Origin of the sequence: Streptomyces shinuiensis (assembly GCF_043660855.1) — a bacterium.
In the GTDB taxonomy this organism is placed as follows: Bacteria; Actinomycetota; Actinomycetes; order Streptomycetales; family Streptomycetaceae; genus Streptomyces.
The window spans coordinates 5,532,745-5,553,031 of the sequence record NZ_JBIHML010000001.1; the positions used below are offsets into that span (position 1 = coordinate 5,532,745).

12 protein-coding genes are annotated in these 20,287 nt (G+C 72.3%); all 12 read left to right on the forward strand.

The window, feature by feature from the left end:
* The first annotated feature begins 24 nt into the window (after nt 1–24).
* From ACGRHY_RS25070 to ACGRHY_RS25125, 12 genes are read left to right on the forward strand one after another with little or no spacing between them, the layout of a single operon-like run.
* Nucleotides 25–1,995: an ATP-binding protein gene (locus ACGRHY_RS25070; protein WP_394637568.1), complete on the forward strand. Its 1,971-nt coding sequence runs from the start codon at nt 25–27 to the stop codon at nt 1,993–1,995.
* On the forward strand, nt 1,986–2,330 hold the full coding sequence (locus tag ACGRHY_RS25075; RefSeq protein WP_394637569.1) for a hypothetical protein: 345 nt from the start codon (nt 1,986–1,988) through the stop codon (nt 2,328–2,330). Before ACGRHY_RS25070 ends, ACGRHY_RS25075 begins: the two co-directional genes overlap by 10 nt.
* Complete coding sequence (locus ACGRHY_RS25080) at nt 2,327–8,911, forward strand: eCIS core domain-containing protein (RefSeq protein WP_394637570.1); 6,585 nt, start codon at nt 2,327–2,329, stop codon at nt 8,909–8,911. The genes ACGRHY_RS25075 and ACGRHY_RS25080 overlap by 4 nt, the downstream gene beginning before the upstream one ends.
* Nucleotides 8,912–8,944: 33 nt before the next feature.
* Entirely contained in the window at nt 8,945–9,640 is a 696-nt protein-coding gene (locus ACGRHY_RS25085; protein WP_394637571.1) for a hypothetical protein, read from the forward strand.
* Entirely contained in the window at nt 9,637–10,320 is a 684-nt protein-coding gene (locus ACGRHY_RS25090; protein ID WP_394637572.1) for a hypothetical protein, read from the forward strand. The genes ACGRHY_RS25085 and ACGRHY_RS25090 overlap by 4 nt, the downstream gene beginning before the upstream one ends.
* Nucleotides 10,321–10,326: 6 nt before the next feature.
* Nucleotides 10,327–10,704, forward strand: coding sequence for a LysM peptidoglycan-binding domain-containing protein (locus ACGRHY_RS25095; protein WP_394637573.1), 378 nt, complete (start codon nt 10,327–10,329; stop codon nt 10,702–10,704).
* Nucleotides 10,697–11,836 carry a hypothetical protein gene (locus ACGRHY_RS25100; RefSeq protein ID WP_394637574.1) on the forward strand — a complete coding sequence of 380 codons (1,140 nt, stop codon included), beginning with the start codon at nt 10,697–10,699 and terminating at the stop codon, nt 11,834–11,836. The genes ACGRHY_RS25095 and ACGRHY_RS25100 overlap by 8 nt, the downstream gene beginning before the upstream one ends.
* A gap of 40 nt (nt 11,837–11,876) precedes the next feature.
* Nucleotides 11,877–12,422, forward strand: a complete 546-nt coding sequence (locus tag ACGRHY_RS25105; RefSeq protein WP_394637575.1) for a phage baseplate assembly protein V — start codon at nt 11,877–11,879, stop codon at nt 12,420–12,422.
* Nucleotides 12,423–12,458: 36 nt separating this feature from the next.
* On the forward strand, nt 12,459–12,782 hold the full coding sequence (locus tag ACGRHY_RS25110) for a hypothetical protein (protein ID WP_394637576.1): 324 nt from the start codon (nt 12,459–12,461) through the stop codon (nt 12,780–12,782).
* Complete coding sequence (locus ACGRHY_RS25115) at nt 12,779–13,162, forward strand: GPW/gp25 family protein (RefSeq protein ID WP_394637577.1); 384 nt, start codon at nt 12,779–12,781, stop codon at nt 13,160–13,162. The genes ACGRHY_RS25110 and ACGRHY_RS25115 overlap by 4 nt, the downstream gene beginning before the upstream one ends.
* Entirely contained in the window at nt 13,159–16,413 is a 3,255-nt protein-coding gene (locus ACGRHY_RS25120; protein WP_394637578.1) for a putative baseplate assembly protein, read from the forward strand. The genes ACGRHY_RS25115 and ACGRHY_RS25120 overlap by 4 nt, the downstream gene beginning before the upstream one ends.
* The gene (locus ACGRHY_RS25125; protein WP_394637579.1) at nt 16,410–20,273 is read left to right on the forward strand and encodes a putative baseplate assembly protein; all 3,864 of its coding nucleotides are present in this window, start codon (nt 16,410–16,412) and stop codon (nt 20,271–20,273) included. The genes ACGRHY_RS25120 and ACGRHY_RS25125 overlap by 4 nt, the downstream gene beginning before the upstream one ends.
* Nucleotides 20,274–20,287: the final 14 nt, after the last annotated feature.

Below are 20,287 nucleotides of genomic sequence, written 5' to 3' on the forward strand. Positions count from 1 at the left end.
ACGACGACGGGGGCGGACAGGCACATGGACGGCACTGCCGGCGGGACGGGCGCTGCCGAGGGCCCGGCGCTGGCCGCCGCCATGCGCGCCGTCCTGGCCCGTCTCGACGCCCATGCCGCCCGCGCCCGCGGGTGCGACGCGGACACGGAGCCCCCCGAACCCACAGGCGCCCCCGAACCGGGCCGCGCCCCGGAACCCGCCGCGCTCGAGGCGCTCGTCCGCTGCTTCGGGCTGACACGCTTCGAGCGCGAGATCGTCCTGCTGCTGGCCGCCGCCGAACTGGAGCCCACCACCGCCAGCCGCTGCGCCGCCGCGAGCGAAGACCCCGAGCGCGCCCACCCCACCTTCTCCCTCGCGCTCGCCGCCCTCGGCGAGCCCCACTGGAGCGCCCTCACCCCCGTCGCACCGCTGCGCCGCTGGCGCCTGGTCGAACTCGACGACGAGACCAGGCTGACCACCACCCGGATCCGCCTCGACGAACGCATCCTGCACTTCCTCCTCGGCTCCCCGTACCTCGACGCACGACTGCACGGCATGCTCACCCGCGCCACCGCGCCCGACGGGCTGCCGCCCTCCTTCGAGCGCGTCGCGGGCCGCGTCGCCGCGGCCTGGGCCGGGGCCGGCCCAGGTACGCCGCCGAGAGTGGAACTCACCGGCGGCGACCGGCACAGCCGCCACGACATCGCCGCGGCCGCCGCCCGCAGTTGCGGACTCGGCCTCTACACCCTGAAGGCCGAGGACCTGCCCACCGACCACACCGAACGCGACCGGCTCGCCCGGTTGTGGCAGCGCGAGGCGATCCTGCTGCCCGCGGCCCTGCTGCTGGAGGCCGGTGAGCCGGACCGTGAACAGGACGCCGCGGTCGACGCGTTCGCCGCCTCCGCCGCCGTACCGCTCGCCGTCTCAAGTTCCGATCCGAGGCGGACTGAGCGGACGCGCGCCGAGCGCGTCACCGTGCCGGCCCCGGGGGAGGAGGAGCAACTCGGCCTGTGGGCCGACGCCCTCGCCGGAATGCCGCGGATCGGGGAAGGGCGACTGCGCGGACTGGTCGCACAGTTCGCGCTGCCGCCGCACATCATCCGCTCCGCCGCCGCGGCCGTACGCCGGCAGGCCGGGGAGACCGGCCCAGGTGCGGACATCCCCGCACTGGCCTGGCGGGCCGGGCTCGCCGAGGCCCGCACCGGCCTGGACGAACTGGGCCGCCGCATCGAACCGGAGGCCGGCTGGGACGATCTGGTCCTGCCCGAGCGCCAGTCACGCGTCCTGCGCGAGATCGTCGCCCACGTACGGCAACGGGGCACCGTCCACCAGGAGTGGGGCTTCGCCCGCACCCTGCGCCGGGGCCTGGGGGTCACGGCCCTGTTCGCGGGCGGCTCCGGCACCGGCAAGACCCTGGCCGCGGAGGTGATGGCCCGCGAACTGGGGCTCGACCTGTTCGTCGTCGACCTCTCCCAGGTGGTCTCCAAGTACATCGGCGAGACCGAGAAGAACCTGCGCCGCGTCTTCGACGCCGCCGAACGCGGCGGCGCACTGCTGCTGTTCGACGAGGCCGACGCCCTGTTCGGCAAGCGCAGCGAGGTCAGGGACAGCCACGACCGCTACGCCAACCTCGAGGTCTCCTACCTGCTGATGCGGATGGAGGCCTACCGGGGTCTGGCGATCCTCACCACCAACATGAAGAAGGCGCTCGACACCGCCTTCATGCGCCGCATCCGCTTCGTCGTCGACTTCCCCTTCCCCGGCGAGGCCGAACGGGCCGAGATCTGGCGACGGGTGCTGCCCGAGAGCGCCCCGGCCAAGGACATCGACCCCGAGCTGCTGGCGCGGCTGACGGTCGCGGGCGGCTCGATCCGCAACATCGCCCTCTCCGCGGCCTTCCTGGCCGCCGAGGAGGGGGACGTACTGCGGATGCGGCACATGCTCGCCGCCGCGCGCACCGAGTACCTGAAGCTGGAACGCTCCCTGACGCCCTCGGAGGTCCGCGGATGGGTGTGAACGAGACACCGCGTGACACCACGCGCGGCACGGCACGCGACACGGCGGTCCGGGTGGACATCGGCGAGCTGGTGCTCGACGGCTTCGACGCGCGAGTGGACCCCGAACGGGTGACGGCGGCCTTCGAGGCGGAGCTGACCCGACTGGTGCGCGAGCGCGGCGTACCGCTGGCGGCGGACGGCGAAGGACGCGCGCTGGAGGCGCTGTCGGGCCTGCCGCCACTGCCCGCCACCACCTCACCGGCCCGCCTCGGCGAGGCACTGGCACGCGCGGTGCACGCGGGACTGTCGGGGCGCGGCGAGACGGCACCCGCGGAGGGGAGGAGGCGCCGATGAGCTCGCACACCGCGTCACAGGAGACCCGCTCGGCGCAGGACGCCCAACGCCGCAGGCGCGGGGAGCGCAAGGAGCGCGGCGCCAAGTCCCCGGTGCCCGAGCCCAAGGACATCGTCGGCGGCGCCGGCCGGCCGCTCGACGCGAGCGTCCGCCGTGAACTGGAGGAGCGGCTCGGCCACGACCTGGGCCGCGTACGCCTGCACACCGACAGGGACGCCGCCGCCCTCACCGACCTGCTCGGCGCGGACGCCGTCGCCGTCGGCCGGGACATCTTCTTCCGCGAGGGCGCGTACCGCCCGGGCACCGCCGACGGCATGCGCCTGCTCGCCCACGAACTGCTCCACACCGTCCAGAACCCCGACGGCCTCGGCACCCTCCGTGTCGGCCGCGACCTGGGCGCGGTGAGCCTGCCGCAGCAGACGGTGGAACGCGAGGCGGAGGCCGCGGCGCAGGACGCGGCCCGCGACGGCGGGGTGGGCGGCTCGGCGGCCGAGCGCGTCGAGGAGGGCCGTGCCACCCCGGGCTGGCTGCGCTACGCCACGGTCGACGCCGACCAGCGGCGCATGGAGCAGATGGACCCGGCCACCCTCGTCGACCGCCTGGCCAACGGCGTGCTCCGCTCCCTGCGCGGCGACCCGCAGGACCGGTCCGGCCGGGTCCGGATGCAGCTGGCGCGGATGGCGCCCGGCCTCCAGGAATCGGTGCTGGACCGGCTCGAGGTGCGGTTGCCGACTCCTGAGTACAACGGACTGCTGGAACTCGTCGGCGACACCGTGGAGTACCCGCCCGAGCTGGGCCCGGCCCTCGTGCCGGAGCCGGTCCCCGACACGGTCGAACAGCTGCAGGACGAGTGGGCGGCGCAGGAGCGGGCCGCCGCGAGCGAACACCGCTCCGACGAGCGGAGGGCCGAGGACGCCCGCGAGGAGAAGCGGGCCAACGGCGCCGAGGGCGGCCGCCGGTACCGGGAGCGCGAGCAGGACCGCGAGGCCCAGGACGCGGCCGCCGAGAAGAAGGAGGCCGCGGAACGCACGGCACAGGAGGGCGAGCGCGCCAAGGAGCAGGAGCGGACCGAACAGGAACAGCGGCAGGCCGAGGAGAAGCAGGCTCAGGAGCGGCAGGAGGCGGATCAGGCCGACCAGGAGAGGGCCGAGGACCGCGGGCAGGACACGGAGCAGGCCAAGAAGGAGCGCAAGGCCCAGCGGGAGCGGGAGGAGCAGGACCCCGAGCAGGCCAACGCGCCCGGTGGCGAGAAGCGGAAGAGCAAGGACGACGCGAAGAAGCGGGTCGCGGGCTCCAAGCAGGAAGAGGTCGGCCCGAAGGCGAAGGGGCAGCCCGGCCCCGTGCGCCCGGAGAAGGTCGACGAGCGGGCAGAGCAGCGGGACAGCGCGCTGTCCGAACACGGGCTGCACGAGAAGGACGAGGACGAGGGCGACCCGCGCGAGGAGGAGCAGCCGCTCGGTCTGGAGGCGGGCGCCGACCGGGAGATCGGCGGTGAGCAGGGCGAGGAGACCGCAGGCGGCGTCGGCTTGGGTGAGCCGGAGCTGAAGCCCGACGACTACCTGCCGGAGACGGACCTCGATCTGTCGGCCGTACCGACGGCCGACAACCCCGACGCCCCGGTGCCGACGTTCCCCGCTCCGCCGCCCACCAGGGCCGAGCGGATCCAGGAGCAGCGGGAGAACGACGCCGAGGAGGAAGAGGACGAGGACGCCCCGGAGTCCGAGCTGAAGCCGCCCGGTGCCGAGATCGGCCCCGTCGAGGGCGAGGCACCCCAGCCGGCCGACAGCCCGGCGGCGGAGGCCGGCGACCGTACGGAGAAGGACCTCCAGCCGGAGAAGCCGGTCGACCAGGAAGTCGGCCCGGACCCGGAGACCGAGGAGAGGCAGGATCCCGAACCGGAGGCCGAGAAGCCGGGCCCGGAGCAGCAGCAGGACCAGGAGTCGGCCAGGACCGCGGCGGAACGGCAGGACGAGGACGAGAAGGGCACCGAGGCCGACGGCCAGGAGGAGCCGGACGCCAAGGACGCCGGGGAGCAGCAGCAGGAGCGCCAGGAACAGGCCGAGCGGGAGGAGAAGCAGGAGGCCGCGAAGGGACAGCCGGAGGGCGCGGCCGCCGGCAAGCCCACGTCCGCACCGTCCGGCGGCGACTCCGCTTCCTCCAGGAGCCCCGAGCCGAGCGCGGCACCTCCCGCGGGCGCCCATACGGAGAAGACGGCCGTCGAGGACCGCAACCCCTCACCCGCCGCCCGTCGTGTCGCGGACTCCACCAAGGCGGAGAACGAGGCGTCCGGGCCGAAGAGCCGGATCCCCAAGGAGACCGGCCCGGGGGCCGCCCCGAGCGGCAACGTGGGCGGCAGTGAACCCTCCGGGCCGTCCCCTGCGGCGGGGCCGGGTGGCGCGCCCTCGGTCGCGCACGCGTCCGTCAGCCCGGCCGGTGAACAGGCCGAGGCGCCGGGCAAGATGGGTGCTCCGGCACCGGAGGGCGCCAAGGCCAAGCCCGAGGCCTCGCTGGAGAAGGACGGCGGCTGTGCGCCTCCGGAGCCCGCACCCGAGAAGGAAGAGGGCAAGGGCGGTTGCGGCGGGGGCGGCGGTGCCGCGGCCAAGGAGGAGAAGCAGAAGGAGCCGCCGGACGTATCGGCCCAGGACCCGAAGGCCGCGCTGAGCACCCTCAGTTCCCTGCCGCCGGACCAGGCGCAGAAAGCGCTGCCCGGCGTGGACGCCGCGGGCGAGAAGAAGGCGAACGACGAACGGAGGCGGCTCGCGAAGAACCCGCCGAAGCGGGAGCGGCCCTCGGGCGCCCCGCAGACGCAGTCCGCTCCGCCGAAGGCCGCGGCGCCCGCGGCCCCTGAGACGGGGAAGCTGGAGAAGGTCGGGCCGGAGGACGAGGGCGAGAAGCAGAAGGCCAAGGGTGGCGAGAAGGCCAAGGGCAAGAAACCGACCGAGGGCGTACCGCCGCCGCAGATCAACCCCGGCAAGGACGGCAAGATCAGCGCGGGCGACGCCGGCAGCATCGAGGCCGCCGCCGACCAGGTCCCGACAACGGACCCGGGGCTGCGCAACAAGACGGTCGGCCCCGCCCCCAAGATCAAGCTGACGGGCAAGAGTGACCCCAAGCGCACCGACGAGCAGGCCGAGAAGCTCAAGGAGAAGCAGGGGAAGATCCACGGCACGGGCTGCGAGGACGCCGCCAAGCCGATGGGCGAGGACAAGATCTTCCCCAATGCCCCCAGGGAAGAGCTGCGCGGTGACGTGCGCGGTGGCGGCAAGGGCCGGGGTGGCGGCAGGCAGTCGGCGGGCCCCGAGGCCAAGTCGCATGTCGGCGCCGTCGCCAAGCAGGAGCGGGGCGGCGAGATCCGCGGTGCCTCCGGCGAGGCCCGGGGGCAGCTGGCCGCCAAGGAGAAGGAACACCAGCAGGGGGAGCAGCGGGAGAAGCGGCAGAAGCAGGCGCAGATGGACCGCGAGGTCCAGCAGAACGCCGAGAAGCAGACCGCGGAACGGGGCAGGTCCGCCGAACAGGCCGATGCGGAGCGCACGAAGTGGCGCGACGAGCAGGACAAGAAGATCGAGGACGCGGACAAGAAGTCCGAGAGGGAACACGGCGAGCAGAACAAGAAGATCACAAAGGGTCGCGACGACAAGGACAAGGAAGTCAGCGACCGCAAAGACGCCGACAACAAGGACATCGACAGCAAGGCCGACAAGGCCGAGAAGGACGCCGAGAAGAAGAAGGAGGAGAAGAAGAACGAGTCCGACAGCCTCTTCGGGAAGCTGATCCACGCGATCGGCGACTTCTTCTCGGCCCTGCTGGACGCCGTCACCGCGATCTTCGACGCCGCTCGCGAGGCCATCAACAGCGTCATCGACAAGTTCAAGGAATTCGCCAACGCGGCGATCGACTTCGTCCGCGATCTGGCCATCGCGGCGATCAACGCCCTGGCGGACGCGCTGATCGCGGTCTGTGACGTACTGCTGGCGGCCTTCCCGGAGCTGCGTGACAAGTTCCGAAAGGCGATCGAGAGCCTGCGGGACGCAGCCATCGACGCCGTCAACACGCTGGCGGACGGCCTGAAGAAGGCGGTCAACGCCCTGCTGGACGCGCTGGCGGCGGGACTGAACGCCCTGCTGGACGTCCTGGAAGCCGGCATCAAGTTCGCCATCAAGCTGTACCGCGACGCGATCATCGGCGCGCTGAAGTTCGCCGAGGCGGCCATCGAGGCGCTGGGCAAGTTCGCAGAGTTGGTCGCCGACATCGCGCCGGACGTGGGCGGCTGGCTGAGCAGGGCGGGCAGCTCGGCGAAGGCCGGCATCACGGACCATCTGTGGGGCGCCGTCAAGACGGGTGTCAAACAGTGGTTCGACACCAAGGTGGAGGGCCTCCTCGGCCTCGGCGAGGCCGTGATCAACGTCCTGGTGAAGGGTTGCGTCTCGATCAAGCAGATCGGGAAGATGGCGTGGGACGCGATCATCGCGTCACTGCCGATGATGATCGCCTCGATCGTGATCGAGAAGGTCGTCTCGATGCTGGTCCCGGCGGCCGGCGCCATCCTGACGGTCGTCCAGGGCCTGATGGCCGCCTGGCAGAGTCTCAGCTCGATCCTGACGGCGTTCGGCAAGTTCTGGGCGTATCTCAAGGCCGTCAAGGCCGGCCCGGCGGCGTGCCTGTTCGCGGAGGCGGTGGCGGCGGGGATCGTGGCGCTGCTGGACTTCATCGCCAACTTCCTGATGGTCCGGCTGTCCAGGGCCACGAAGGGTGTGGGCAAGCGGCTCAAGGTGATGGCCCAGAAGATCATGAAGGGCCTGAAGAGGACGGGCAAGGGCGCGAAGAAGGCCGCGGGCAACGCGGTCAACAAGGCCCGGGGCGCGGCACGCAAGGCCCAGGAGGCCCTGAACAAGCCGGCGAAGCCCGCCAGGCCGAAGGGACCGCGGGTCCCGAAGAACCGCTCGGAGACGTCCGACCGCGGCCCGGGCGGCAACCGCAGCCAGGGCAAGGATGCGACGAGCGACCGCCCGAACAGCAAGACCCCGAAGCAAGACGGGGAGCAGCGCAAGGACACGGACGAGTCCGCAGGCCCGAAGACCACCGGATTGAGGGACCGCACCTCCGACCAGAACCCGGACGGCCGCTCGGACAAGTCCCCGGAATCGAAGCCCGAGGGCAGGAAGGACGCCGACGGCAAGGAGGACAAGGCCCCGGAGACTCCGAAGAAGAAGGAGACCGAGGCTCCCAAGCGCACCAAGCCGCGCAAGCCGACCTCCCCGCTCGGCGAGGCCCTCAAGAAGGTCAGGGGCAAGGTCAAGGCCGCCCTCAAGAAGATCCGCAACGCGGCCAAGACCCTGGGCAAGAAGCTCCGGAGGAGCGGGATCGGCAAGGCCCTGAAGAAGACCGGAACCAAGCTGCGGGACTTCTTCAAGAAGAAGCGCACGAAAATGCGCAACAACAAGAATGATCGCAGGCGAATCGAGAGCAATCGAAAGGGAAACCGTAAGAAAAGCGAAGAGTCGAATAACTCGAAACGCAAACGGCTTGCCAAGATTATCATCGAGTTGCGCCGAAACCTTAAAAAGCGACTCGAAAAGGGGATTCCAGAGCGCTCCGTGCAGCCCACTCTGGACGCGCTGCGCCGTCACTACCGACTCTCCAGCCTCACCTACTTCGGCAACCCCGAAGTAGACTTCCGCGCGAAGCTAAACCCTGTGGCTGACGGCGGAGAGGGATACCGTCAGGACCCAATGCCGGGGGCGATGGAAGCGCCGGACATGGAGAAGCCTGAGGAGTCCGGGCAGTTGGGCCAGGAGGCCGGGAACAGCAACGACCGGCCAGAGGAGGACCCCAAGGCCGCCGAAAATACGTCCAATAAGTCTCAGAGGCAGCCCGTCGTATATGACGAGAAGAAGGACAAGGAAGAGGATGACGAACACCCGAGACCCAGGGAAGGGATGAAAGTTTACGCACGGCGCCCCTTGACCGGAAGGAGCCACATGGGAAAGATCGAAAATGTAGGGGAAAGCAAATTCTCCTTCTACGGGCACGGCAGGGACGGTCCTGCAGTGTTCGATGTAGCCACAAAGAACAAAGCCGCCTGGTCAAAGATTCAAAAGCCGGGTAATTTCAAATACGGGAAGGACTTCGAGGCCTTCAGGAACAGTGATCCATGGCCGCAGTACGAACCGCATGCGCGCCAGTCGCTCAACTACCGCAAAGCCTACAAGTTCAAGAACCCGGGCGGACGCCTCTGGAACTGGCACCACATCCACGAACAGGCATCGAACGGTCCGAACACCGTTGACAACCTGGCCTATACCCGGGACTACGCCAACCAGGAGTTCAATGGCTGGATGGCAGGACCCAAACCGGCCACCGTGGCGCCCGACGGAACTCTCTTGCCGTCCACAGGAAAGAAGTCTGTCCGCAAGTTCCTCCAAGATTCAGGGGCTTCCTCCCTGATCCATCGCCGGTGGGGTCTGGCCTGCATCAGCGACCTCGGTTACACAATTGTGGATTACGACAAGGGGCGCGGACGGTTCCAGCAGATTAAGAAGACCGCGAAGCCGCAGGTCAAGAAAAAGGCGAAGAAGAAATAGGGGCTCGTGCGTACACACCACAGCATTTTGAGCATGCCAAGTGCCGAGACGGACTCGCTCATGGAGGACCTGGGAGCGAAACCGTCCCGACCTGGGTGCTGGACCGGCCCGCCCGAGGTAATCCTGTCGGCTGCGGCCGCGCTGCGGGAAAGAAATGAACGGTACTATGTCATGTACGATTTCTTTCCCGAGAGCAGCGACTCAAGTCATGGTTACGCAGCTCAGCTTGGCTTGATCTGCGCAGATGACGTGGATCTTGAAGAAGATCCGCCGATGATCTGTGAAACTGAGGACGAGGAAGCGGTTCTGGCCAACGGCGCGCTGATCGATCTACTGGATCCGATCACTCAGCAGGTGGACTGGTCTGCGCGGAATAGGGGCAAGTTTCGGGAACTGGCGCACGCTCCGCGCATCCCCGATCCGGTGACACTCAGCGGTGCTTACGGATTCGATCAAGGCGCCACGGGCCTGTGGATGGTTTCACATGACGGGCGCATGACCCTTACAGAGAGAAACCTCGATTTTCTTGAGGAATGCGGCATCGCCTGGGCAGAGGCTTACGAGGTGGCGGGAAGGATCTACCCAGTGGCGCCATTTCTGGTTTTCAGTGGAAGAGTTACCGAGACACTCACCGCCCACAGGGTCGAATTTTCCGGGAACCCTATCTACATGGTAAGCAAGCAAGTTTCAGACACTGCGCAGATCGGTGACGGGGGAGGACAATCGTGACCCGGTACGCGGACATTCCCAAGCCCATCCGGTCCGGGATCGTGATCGTCGATCCCGAGCGGGGGATACCGCAGCGCATCATCGTGCTGCAGTTCAACCCCGACACCCTGGAGCGCAGCATCAGCCCGCAGGCCGCGGGCGGGAGCGGTGATGCCGGGGGCGGGGGGAGCGGAGGGGACCGAAACGAGGCGCTGCGGCTGAAGGGGCCGGCGCAGGAGACGTGGAAGTTCACCGCCGAGGTCGACGCCACCGACCAGTTGGAGCTGGCGGCGCCCGACGGGATCCATCCGCAGCTCGCGACGCTGGAGATGCTCGTGCAGCCGACCACCGCCCAGCTGGGAGAGGCCACGCGGCTGTCGAAGAAGGGCGCCATCGAGATCAGCCCGATCGAGATGCCGCTGACCCTGTTCACCTGGGGAAGCAAGCGAGTCATGCCCGTACGGCTGACGGAGCTGTCGGTCAACGAGTCCGCCTTCGACGTGAACCTGAACCCGATACGGGCCTCTCTGGGCATCGGGATGAAGGTGCTGACGGTGAGCGATCTGCCCGCCGGACACCGCGGCGCCGAGCTGTACCTGGCACATCTGGCGCAGAAGGAGCGGCTGGCCGGCACCGCGCGGGCGGGGACGCCGGGGGCGCTCGGGCTGACCGGGGCCGACATCGGAATGGGGAGGGTGTGAGAGGCCATGGCCGATGAGAACGGTGCCCACGGAAGCCCGCTGGACGGGATCCCGGGATCGCATCCGTATCCGAGGACGAGCCGGTACCACGACGCCGAGATCGCCGTGCACCGCATGCCCGACGGCGCCGAAGTCCGTTACGCCAGGCGGCGGCTGCTGCCCCCGCTACCGGCGGAGAGGGACGAGGACACCGCCGTCCACACCGTCAGCGGCGGCGAGCGCCCCGACCAGCTCGCCCAGCGCTACTTCGGCGACCCCACCCAGTGGTGGCGGATCGCCGACGTCAACCCCGTCCTCGACCCGCGCGAGCTGACCGCCGAGCCGGGACAGGAGATCGACGTGCCACTGCCCGGCGGCTTCCCCCGGGGAGGCGCGCATGACTGATGAGCGTGCCGGTGGCGGGCCGATCCACCTGACCCTGAGCATGGGCCCCCACCTCGCCCGGACCGTGCCCCAGGCGGTGAGCGAGGCGCTGCTGTCCGCGCAGATCACCAGCACCGCGGGTGAACGTTCGGGCTTCCAACTGGCGTTCGACCTCACCAAGAAGGGCGCGGTCATCTCGAACCTGCTGCCCGAGGGGTTCTTCGACCCGCGCACCCGCGTCATCGTCACCACAGCGATCAAAGGGACCCAGACCGTCCTCCTCGACGGCCTGATCGTGCGGCAGGAGGTCGGGGCGAGCAACCAGCCCGGCCAGACGACCCTGACCGTCACCGGCGAGGACCTCTCGCTCCTGATGGACCTGGAGGAGAGGGTGGACCGCTACCCGAACCTCTCCCCGGCCCGCCGGGTCGAGCGCATCCTGGCCAGGTACGCCGACTACGGTGTCCACCCGGACGTCCACCCCGAGCAGATCGTCCAGCAGCCCCGCGCCGAGCACCGCGTGGACTACCAGACCGGCACGGACCTGGCCTACGTCAACGAACTGGCCCGCGCCAACGGCTACGTCTTCTACCTGGAGCCCGGCCCGCGGCCCGGCCGCTCCACCGCCTACTGGGGCCCGCAGCGCCGCGTTGGCCTGCCGCAGCACGCGCTCAACGTCAACATGGACGTCCACTCCACCGTCGACCAGCTCACCTTCGCCTACGACGGCGCCGCCCGCGAGGAGCCGCAGGCCCACTGGCAGGACCCGCGCACCCGCGAGTCCACCCTGATCCCCCAGCCCGACATCAGCCCGCTGCGGCCGCCGCTGGGCAGGCGCGCGAGCCCGGCGCTCAAGCGCCGCCGGCTGACCGGCACCGCCAAGAAGGACGAGGCGCAGGCCAGGGCCGAGGCGCTGGCGCGGGCCGCGACGTCCGCCGACGCGATCTCCGGCTCCGGGCAGCTCGACGTCAACCGCCACGGCTACGTACTGCGTCCGCGCGAGCTCGTCGGCGTGCGCGGGGCGGGCGTGACCTACGACGGCGAGTACTACGTCACCTCCGTCACGCACAACCTCACGCCCGGCTCGTACCGGCAGAACTTCACGCTCTCGCGCGAGGGCCTGATCGCGCGCGGGGACACCGTCCGCCCGTAGAGGCCACCGAGACCACACAGACCGACCAGGAGCAGTCCTCATGGCGCCAGCACCGAACAACCGCTTCCTCGGCAAGTTCAGAGGCCGGGTGGCGGACAACGACGACCCGCTGGGGATCGGCCGGATCACCGCCCACATCCCGGACGTGCTCGGCGACGAGGCCTCCACCTGGGCCATGCCCTGCCTCCCCTTCACGGGCGAGCGGTCCGGCCAGTACGTGGTCCCGGGGCGGGGGGCGGGCGTCTGGATCGAGTTCGAGCAGGGCGACCCGAGTTACCCGGTCTGGACGGGCTGCTGGTACGGCGAGGCGAGCGAGTTGCCGGAGGACGCCCGGGCCGCGACGCGTACGGGCGCCGAACCGGTCGTCATCCAGACCCGAGGCGGGCACAAGATCGTGGTCTCCGACGACCCGGAGACCGGGATCCTGCTCCAGGCGCCGGGCCCCGGCGGGGGCAGGCCGGGCCCGTACATCCGCGTCACCCGGGACGGGATCCACATCGACAACGGGCAGGGCGCCTCGGTCTCGGTGGCCGGGGACCGGGTCGACGTCAACCAGGGCCGGCTGATCGTGCCCGTCAAACGCTGAACGGAACGGGGGAGAAGAGTCTTGCCGGGAGAAGTCATGCACACGGGAACCGTGGTCGGCTGCCCGCACGGCGGCCGGGCGAGCGCCGTCGGCGCCGGCGCGCACGGGGTGCTGGTCGACGGCCTGCCGACCGCCACCGGCGCGCTCGTCCACACCGTCACCGGCTGCCGCCACACCGTCGCCGGGGTGCCGGTGCCGTGCACCACAGTCCGCTGGACGCCGGCGGAGGGCGGGGTGACGGTGGACGGCTCGCCGCTGCTGGCGGAGGGCACACCGGGCGTGTGCCTCACCGCACGGCTCGTGCCGCAGGGGCAGCCGGCCGTCACACCGGCGGCGCGCAAGGGGGTGACCTGCGGATGAGGGCCGGGGCGGCACGCCGGGACATCGCTTTCCCCTTCCGCGTCGACCGGCGCGGACGCACCGCGCACGCGGCGTACGACGAGCATGTGCACGATCTGATCGAGCAGTTGCTGTTCACCAGCCCCGGCGAGCGCGTGATGCGCCCCGACTTCGGCTGCGGGCTGCTGGACCTGGTGTTCACCCCCAACAGCCCGGAGCTGGCCTCCGCGCTGGAGCTGTCGGTGCAGGCCTCGCTCCAGCGCTGGCTGGGCGAGCTGATCGCCGTGGAGGACCTGGAGGTGGTCAGCGGGGAGAACACCGTCCGCGTCCGGTTGCGCTACACGGTGCGCGCCACGGCGAGCAGGCGCGACGAGGTCTTCGAGGGGAGGGCCGTGGCATGAGCGGCGGTACGGGAACGACGGTCCCGCACCGGGGAGGCAGGCGCGGCAGGGTACGCGCGGCACGGCTGAACGGCGTGGACGCGGTGGAGGTGGGCGACGACGGACTCACCCTCACCGTCACCTTCCTGGGCAAGGCGCCGCACGGCCTGTGCCCGGAGAACGTCCGCATCGAACCGGGCCGCGGGGGCACGGACATCCGGGCCGTCGCCGTGGAGGTCGAGCGCGAGGAGGCCCCCGAACTCGACGACCGGCTGTACGTCACCGTGGACCGGACGGGGGGTTTCGGCCGCCACCGGCTGGCGATCGTCGGGACCGACCCCTACGGCCGCCCGGGCACCGAGCCGTTCCCCGGCTTCGACCAGCGCTACCACGCGGCCGAGTTCTCGTTCCGGCCCGACTGCCCTCCGCCCATCGACTGCCGGGAGCCGGAGGAGACGGAAGAGGCGGCGGAGGTGCCCGGGGCCTTCCGGCCCGCCCCCGTGATCGACTACACCGCCCGCGACTACGACACCCTGCGCCGGCTCGTCATGGACCGCCTGGCACTGACGGCGCCCGACCGGACCGAACGCAACCCCGCCGACCTGGGCACCACCCTGGTCGAGCTGCTGGCGTACACCGCCGACCAGATCAGCCACCAGCAGGACGCGGTCGCCACCGAGGCGTATCTGGACACCGCCCGCCGCCGCGTCTCGGTGCGCCGCCATGTGCGGCTCGTCGACTACCCGATGCACGACGGCTGCAGCGCCCGCGCGCTGGTCGCCGTCGAGGTGGCCCGGCCGCTGACGCTGCTCGCCGGGACGTACCGCTTCGCCGCCGTGGACGTGCGCACCCTCGGTCCGCGCGACCGGCCGCGCACCGGCACGGTCATCGACGACCGTGACCTGGCGGTGCTGGAGGAGCGCGGCTCGGTCGAGGTCTTCGAACCGGTCACCGATGCGCCGCTGCGGCTGCGGCCCGAGCACAACGCCATCCGCCTGTGGACCTGGGACGGCGAGCAGTGCGCACTGCCCGAGGGCGCCACCTCGGCCACCCTGTGCGACGAGTGGGCCTGTGAGGGGAGCGACGAGGCCGCCGGCGAGGGCCGCCGGGAGCGGCGGCTGGACCTGCGCCCCGGCGACCTGCTGGTGCTGGAAGAGGTCAGGGGCCCGAACTCGGGCACCCCCGGAGACGCCGACCCCACCCGTCGGCAGGCGGTACGGCTGACCTCCGTCACCCCGGCCGTCGACCGGCTGTGCGACCAGCCGGTGCTGGAGGTGACCTGGGCCCGCGAGGACGCGCTCGCCTTCCCGCTGCATCTGACCACGTCCGGTGGCCGGGACTGCGAGCCTGTGGAGGACGTCACCGTCGCGCGCGGCAACGTGGCCCTCGTCGACCACGGCCGCTCGCTCACCTTCCGCGGACACCTTCCCGAGCGTCTGGACGTACCGCCGGTGCCCGCCGTCGTCCCGTCCTGCGAGCCGCCCGCGTCCGGCTGCCAAACGGGCACGGACGCGGCGGAGGGCAACCGGCCCGGCAGGCTGATCCTGGACCGGCTCGGACAGACCGGCTGCGGCCGGCCGCTGACACCGGCGCACATCCGCGAACTGTCCGAGGCCGTCGGCGAGGAGGCGGTACGGCGGGCCGGGCTCGGTGTGGAGAGGGCGGGACGGAAGGGGGAGAAGGCGGTGCCCGGCACCGCCTACGAGCAGGGGGCCGCGCTGGAGGCGCTGCTCGCCCAGTCCGTCCACCCCGGCATCGCCCCGCGCTTCCGCCCCTGCCTGCACCGCTTCCCCGTCACCCAGGCCGTGCCGTTCCCCGACCCCCGCCATGTCTCGGCCGGCCAGGCCGAACGGCTGGCCGCCATCCCCGGACGGGTGCGGCAGCGGCTGGTGGAGCTGTGGCGCAGCGCCCGCGACCGTGACGGGCTGGACGAGGGGGAGATCGCCGAACTGGCCGTGCTGTTCGGGCTGGAGACGCTGGAGCGTCTGGAGCTGCGCCGCCGTCCGGTGCCCGCCCTGCGCGAGCTGCTCCACCGCGGCGAACGGCTGCTGGCGGCGAAGCTGCGCCGGCTGGAGGTGCTCACGTCACGGGCGCGCGCCGGACGCGTCCTGGACGGGCGCACGGCCTGGGAGATCGCGCACGGCTGGGGCCCGGTGTACGCGGCCGGACTCCACCCGGACGAGCCGGAGCTGCACGGACCCGCGTCCGCGCTGACCCCTGATCCGAGCGGGGCGCTCCCGGCCGTACGGCCGGCCGGAGGCGCCAAAAGCGGGAGCGGGGACGGCGGAGACGGAGAGGAAGCCCTGTGGGAGCCGCGCCGCGACCTCCTCGGCAGCGGCCCCCGCGACCGCCACTTCGTCGGTGAACTGGAGGACGACGGACGGCTCGCGCTGCGCTTCGGCGACGGACTGCACGGCGCCCGGCCCGAACCGGGCACCACCCTGGAGGTCCACTACCGGCTGGGCGGCGGCACGGCCGGCAACGTCGGCGCCGAGGCAATCAACCATCTGGTGCTGTGCCGGGAAGCCGGGGAAGCCGGGGACGCGGGCGAGCCGATGCCCGTGGCCGGGGTGCGCAACCCGCTGCCGGCCGCCGGCGGCACCGAGCCGGAGTCCGTCGACCAGGCGCGCCGGCTCGCGCCGACGGCCCTCGGACGGGTGCGGCTGCGCGCGGTGACAGCGCAGGACTACGCCGAACTGGCCTCCGCCCTGCCCGGCGTACAGCGGGCGGCGGCCGAGATCCGCTGGACGGGCAGTGTGCGGGAGGCGCATGTCGCCGTCGACGCCGACGGCACCGGACAGGCGCCCGCGGAACTCCTCGACGCGGTGTCGCAGTCCCTGGAGGCCTACCGCCTCATCGGCCACGACCTGGTGGTCGGGCCCGCGCGGCCGGTGCCGCTCGACATCGAGGTGGAGGTGTGCGTGACGCCCGGCCACCAGACGGGCCGGATCCTGGCCGATCTGCGCCGGGCCCTCGGTAACCGCCGGCTGCCCGGAGGCCGGCTCGGCCTCTTCCACCCGGACGCGCTCGGCTTCGGCGAACCGGTGCGGCTCAGCCGCCTGGTGGCCGTCGCCGCGGCCGTCCGGGGCGTGGAGAGCGTACGCGTCACCAGGTTGCGGCGGCTGTTCGCGGACGCCTCCACCGGCGCCCCCGACCCGGTACCACAGGACGGCGTGCTGCGGCTGGCCCCGCTGGAGACCGCCCGATGCGACAACGACCCGGAACGGCCCGAGAACGGCCGCCTCGCCCTGAGGCTGGGAGGTACGCGATGACCGGCGACCACCGCGGCGGCCGCTCCTGCGGCTGTCCCCGCGACCGCGCACCCGACGGCGGAGGGCGCCACGACGAGCGCCGCGCGCCGCGGACCCTTCACAACCCGCCGGGCCGCACCGCGCTCGACTACCGGGTGGGCGAGTACGGCTCCTTCCTGGCGGCGATGCTCGACCGGCTGGCCTCGCCCGCCCACCCGGCCCTGCGCCGGCTGACCGTCCGCACCCCCGACGATCCGGCGATCGCAATGCTGGACGCCTGGGCGGTCCTGGGCGACCTGCTGACCTTCCACTCCGAGAGGATCGCCGACGAGGGCTATCTGCGCACCGCCGACGACCACCGCTCGCTGGTACGGCTGGGCCGGCTGGTCGGGTACCGGCCGCGCCCCGGGATCGCCGCCGACACCCATCTGGCTTACACGGTGGACCGGGACCCGCGCAGCCGCGAGGACGTCCCCGTGCTGATCCCGCGCGGCTCGCGCAGCCGCAGCGTGCCCGCCTCCTCCCGGGAGGAGGCGCAGACGTTCGAGACGACCGAGGACCTGACGGCACGCTGGTCGTGGAACGACCTGAGGGCGCGGCGCCGCCGCCCGGCCCCGCTGAACCCCGAGGATCTGCGGCAGCGGTCGGAGTTGTACGTCGCGGGCACGGCCAACGCGCTCTCGGTGGGCGACCGGCTGCTGTTCGTCTTCGGCGGCGACGGCCCTGAAGAACCCGCGGATCCTGCCGGCTCCGGGCGGCGCCTGCTGCTGCCGGTGACGCGGATCCGCGTCGACCGGGACGACGACAGCACGGCCCTCGGCCTGCCCGTGTCGCAGCCCCCGACCCTGGCCGAACTGGTCGGTGAGCTGCAGCGGTGGATCACACCGGCCGCCGACAGCCCCAATCCGCGGCCGGTGGGCAGCCTGCTCGTGGAGGAGTTCGACGAGCAGGTGCTCAGCCGGCTGCGGGCCGACCTCGACCTGCTGGACACCCCTGCGGCGTTCGCCCGCCGCCTGGAGGAACCCGTGGACCGGCTGGAGGAGGCGCGGGCGCTGGCCGAGTCCCACCAGGAGAGCGCCGCATGGTTCGAGCGGCTGGCCGCCGTGCTCGTCGACCTCCGGGAGAAGGCGGCGGAACTGGAGCCGCTGCGGCCGGACGGCGCCGAGGACCGGTTCGCGGCCGGGGGCGGCGGAGGGCCGGGCGGCGCGGCCGCCCGCGCGCTCGGCGCGCTGCTGCCCGCGCTGCGCTCCGGGGGCGCGGGCAGGGGAGGGGCGGCGCACCGCCCACCCGTGGCCGGCGCCGAACCGGCGGACCCGGCACGGTGGTTCGGCCCGGAGTCCGACCTGGGCGCACGGCTGGCGGTCGCGCTGGACCCATCGCTGTCCGGCGAGCTCCACCAGGCCTGGCGCCGCTCGGTGCCGGCCGCGCCCCCGGCCCCCGCGGTCCTCACCGATCTGCTGGCGATGCGGGTGACGGCCGCTCCCTTCGGCTCGACGGCACCGCTCAAGCCGGTGCAGGACGAGCGCGGCCGGGTGATCCGGCAGTCCGACTGGCCGCTGACGGGCAACACGCTGACCACCGTGCGGGTCGTGTTCGACGCGGCCGGGAAGGTGCCGGTCAGGAGCGAGTTCGTGCACGCGGGGACGACCGCGTCGGTGCAGCGCGCCGAGAACCTCCCCGCCGACGTCCGCTTCGCCTTCGGCCCCGGCGAGGTCCGGCTGTCCACCCGAACCGGGCAGGACAACGACCTGAGCCGGCTGCGGCGGCGCCCGGTCGACTCCCAGGAACCGGGGGTCACGACCGAACTGATCGGCGGCCTGCCGGAGTTGACGCTGTTCGTCTCCCGGCCGGGGACGGATGCCCGGGTGCAGGTAGCCGTAAGGAACGGCGAACCGCCGCTGCAGTGGCACCTGGCCCCGGACAGGCCGGAGCGGGCCACGTACGGCGGTCACGAGCTGACCGTCGTCTACCGGACCGGCGGAGGGCCGGCGGCCGTGGAGATCGGCATCGCCACCGTTCCCGAGCCCGTCCACCGCGACGTCCTCGCCCTGGACACCGTGCACGAGAAGATCACCGCGGGCAGCTGGGTCGCGATCGAGCGCCCCCGCAAGGGGGCCCCGGACGGCGTCCCCGGCGACAGCGGGCTCTCGCTGGTCACCACCCGTGTGAAGGCCGTACGCACCGGCTCCTGCGCCCGGTACGGAATCACCGGGCGGGGTACCGAGCTGACCCTCGCCGACCCGTGGCTGGACGAGCACGACGTGCTGCTGTCCCACATCCGGGACGCCACCGTGCACGCGGCGGGCGAGCCGCTGCGGCCCGCCGACGAGCCGCTGGGCGACGACGTGGGCGGCAACGAACTCGAACTGGCGGAGCTGTACGACGGGCTGCGGCCCGGCCGGACGCTGATCATCTCCGGCGAGCGCACCGACGTCCCCGGCACCACCGGGGTGCGCGGCACCGAACTCGCGGTGATCGCAGCCGTCGGACAGCGGGTCGACCCGGAACTGCCCGGCGACCACGTCCACACCGTGCTCACCCTCACCGCCGACCTCGCCCACCGCTACCGGCGCGAGACCCTGGTGATCCACGGCAACGTGGTGCCCGCCACGCACGGCGAGACCCGCGACGAGGCCGTCGGCAGCGGCGACGCGAGCCGGGCGGGCCAGACGTTCGCCCTCTGGAACGCGCCGCTGACCTGGCTGCCCGCGGACGACGTTCCCCCAGCCTCCGGCCGGGGGTGTCCCCACGGCGCCCGGCCGGCCCTGGAGGTACGCGTCGACGGACTGCTGTGGCATCCCGTCGACAGCCTCGCCGGACGCGGACCGCAGGAGCGGGTGTACGTCATCGGCACCGACGCCGACGGCCGTACCACCGTCACGTTCGGCGACGGACTCAACGGCGCGCGGCTGCCCACCGGGCACGAGAACGTCCGCGCCCGCTACCGCTTCGGCACCGGCGGCGCCGCCAACGTCGCGGCCGGCCGCATCACCCAGGCCGTCTCCCGGCCGCTGGGCGTCACCGCCGTCACCAACCCGCTGCCCGCGACCGGCGGCGCGGACGCCGACGGCCCGGAGGCGACCAGGCGCGGCATCCCGCTCGCGGTCTCCGCGCTGGACCGGCTGGTCTCCGTCCGGGACTACGAGGACTTCACCCGCTGCCGGGCGGGCATCGGCCGGGCCGGCGCGCGGGAGGTGTTCGACGGGCGGCGGCAGGTGCTGCACGTGACGGTCGCCGGGGCGGGCGACGCACCGATCGGCGCGGACGCCGACATCCTGCGCGCCCTGCGCGCGGCCCTCGCCGCCCACGGCGACTCCCGGCTGCCGGTGCGCGTGGACGTGCGCGAGCCGGTGCTGCTGCTCCTGGCGGCCCGGGTGGCGGTCGGGCCAGACCACTCCTGGGCCGTCGTCGAGCCCCGGCTGCGGCAGGCGCTGCTGGACGCGATGGGCTTCCACGGAAGGGAGCTGGGGCAGCCGGCCAGGCTGTCGGAGGTCCTGGCGACGGCCCACTCTGTGCCCGGCGTGGACCACGTGGACGTGGACGTCTTCTCGGGCGTGGCCGCGTCCGACCTGCCCGGCGGGCCGGTCCTCCCGGACGGCGGGCGGGGCGGACCGCGGGAGGTCGTGCCGGCCCGCCCGGCCCGGTACGAGGAGCGCGTCCACACCGTCACCGCCGAGGACGGCGAGACGCTCGGCTCGATCGCCGCCCGCCACGGCATCACCCTCTCCGAACTGCTGCGGCTCAATCCCGACATCACCGACACCCGTCCGCTTCCCAGGGGCCGCTCGGTGTACGTCTTCCGCGGTGTCCGCCCGGCCCAGCTCGCGATGTTCTCGCCCGCGGCGGCGGACACGCTGATCCTCACGGAGGCCCCCCGGTGAGCCCCACGACCCCC

What these genes read in the sequence shown, in the direction of transcription:
- ACGRHY_RS25070 (WP_394637568.1), top strand. Translation starts at nt 25, where the DNA reads ATGGACGGCACTGCCGGCGGGACGGGCGCTGCCGAGGGCCCGGCGCTG.
- ACGRHY_RS25075 (WP_394637569.1), top strand. Translation starts at nt 1,986, where the DNA reads ATGGGTGTGAACGAGACACCGCGTGACACCACGCGCGGCACGGCACGC.
- ACGRHY_RS25080 (WP_394637570.1), top strand. Translation starts at nt 2,327, where the DNA reads ATGAGCTCGCACACCGCGTCACAGGAGACCCGCTCGGCGCAGGACGCC.
- ACGRHY_RS25085 (WP_394637571.1), top strand. Translation starts at nt 8,945, where the DNA reads ATGCCAAGTGCCGAGACGGACTCGCTCATGGAGGACCTGGGAGCGAAA.
- ACGRHY_RS25095 (WP_394637573.1), top strand. Translation starts at nt 10,327, where the DNA reads ATGGCCGATGAGAACGGTGCCCACGGAAGCCCGCTGGACGGGATCCCG.
- ACGRHY_RS25100 (WP_394637574.1), top strand. Translation starts at nt 10,697, where the DNA reads ATGACTGATGAGCGTGCCGGTGGCGGGCCGATCCACCTGACCCTGAGC.
- ACGRHY_RS25105 (WP_394637575.1), top strand. Translation starts at nt 11,877, where the DNA reads ATGGCGCCAGCACCGAACAACCGCTTCCTCGGCAAGTTCAGAGGCCGG.
- ACGRHY_RS25110 (WP_394637576.1), top strand. Translation starts at nt 12,459, where the DNA reads ATGCACACGGGAACCGTGGTCGGCTGCCCGCACGGCGGCCGGGCGAGC.
- ACGRHY_RS25115 (WP_394637577.1), top strand. Translation starts at nt 12,779, where the DNA reads ATGAGGGCCGGGGCGGCACGCCGGGACATCGCTTTCCCCTTCCGCGTC.
- ACGRHY_RS25120 (WP_394637578.1), top strand. Translation starts at nt 13,159, where the DNA reads ATGAGCGGCGGTACGGGAACGACGGTCCCGCACCGGGGAGGCAGGCGC.
- ACGRHY_RS25125 (WP_394637579.1), top strand. Translation starts at nt 16,410, where the DNA reads ATGACCGGCGACCACCGCGGCGGCCGCTCCTGCGGCTGTCCCCGCGAC.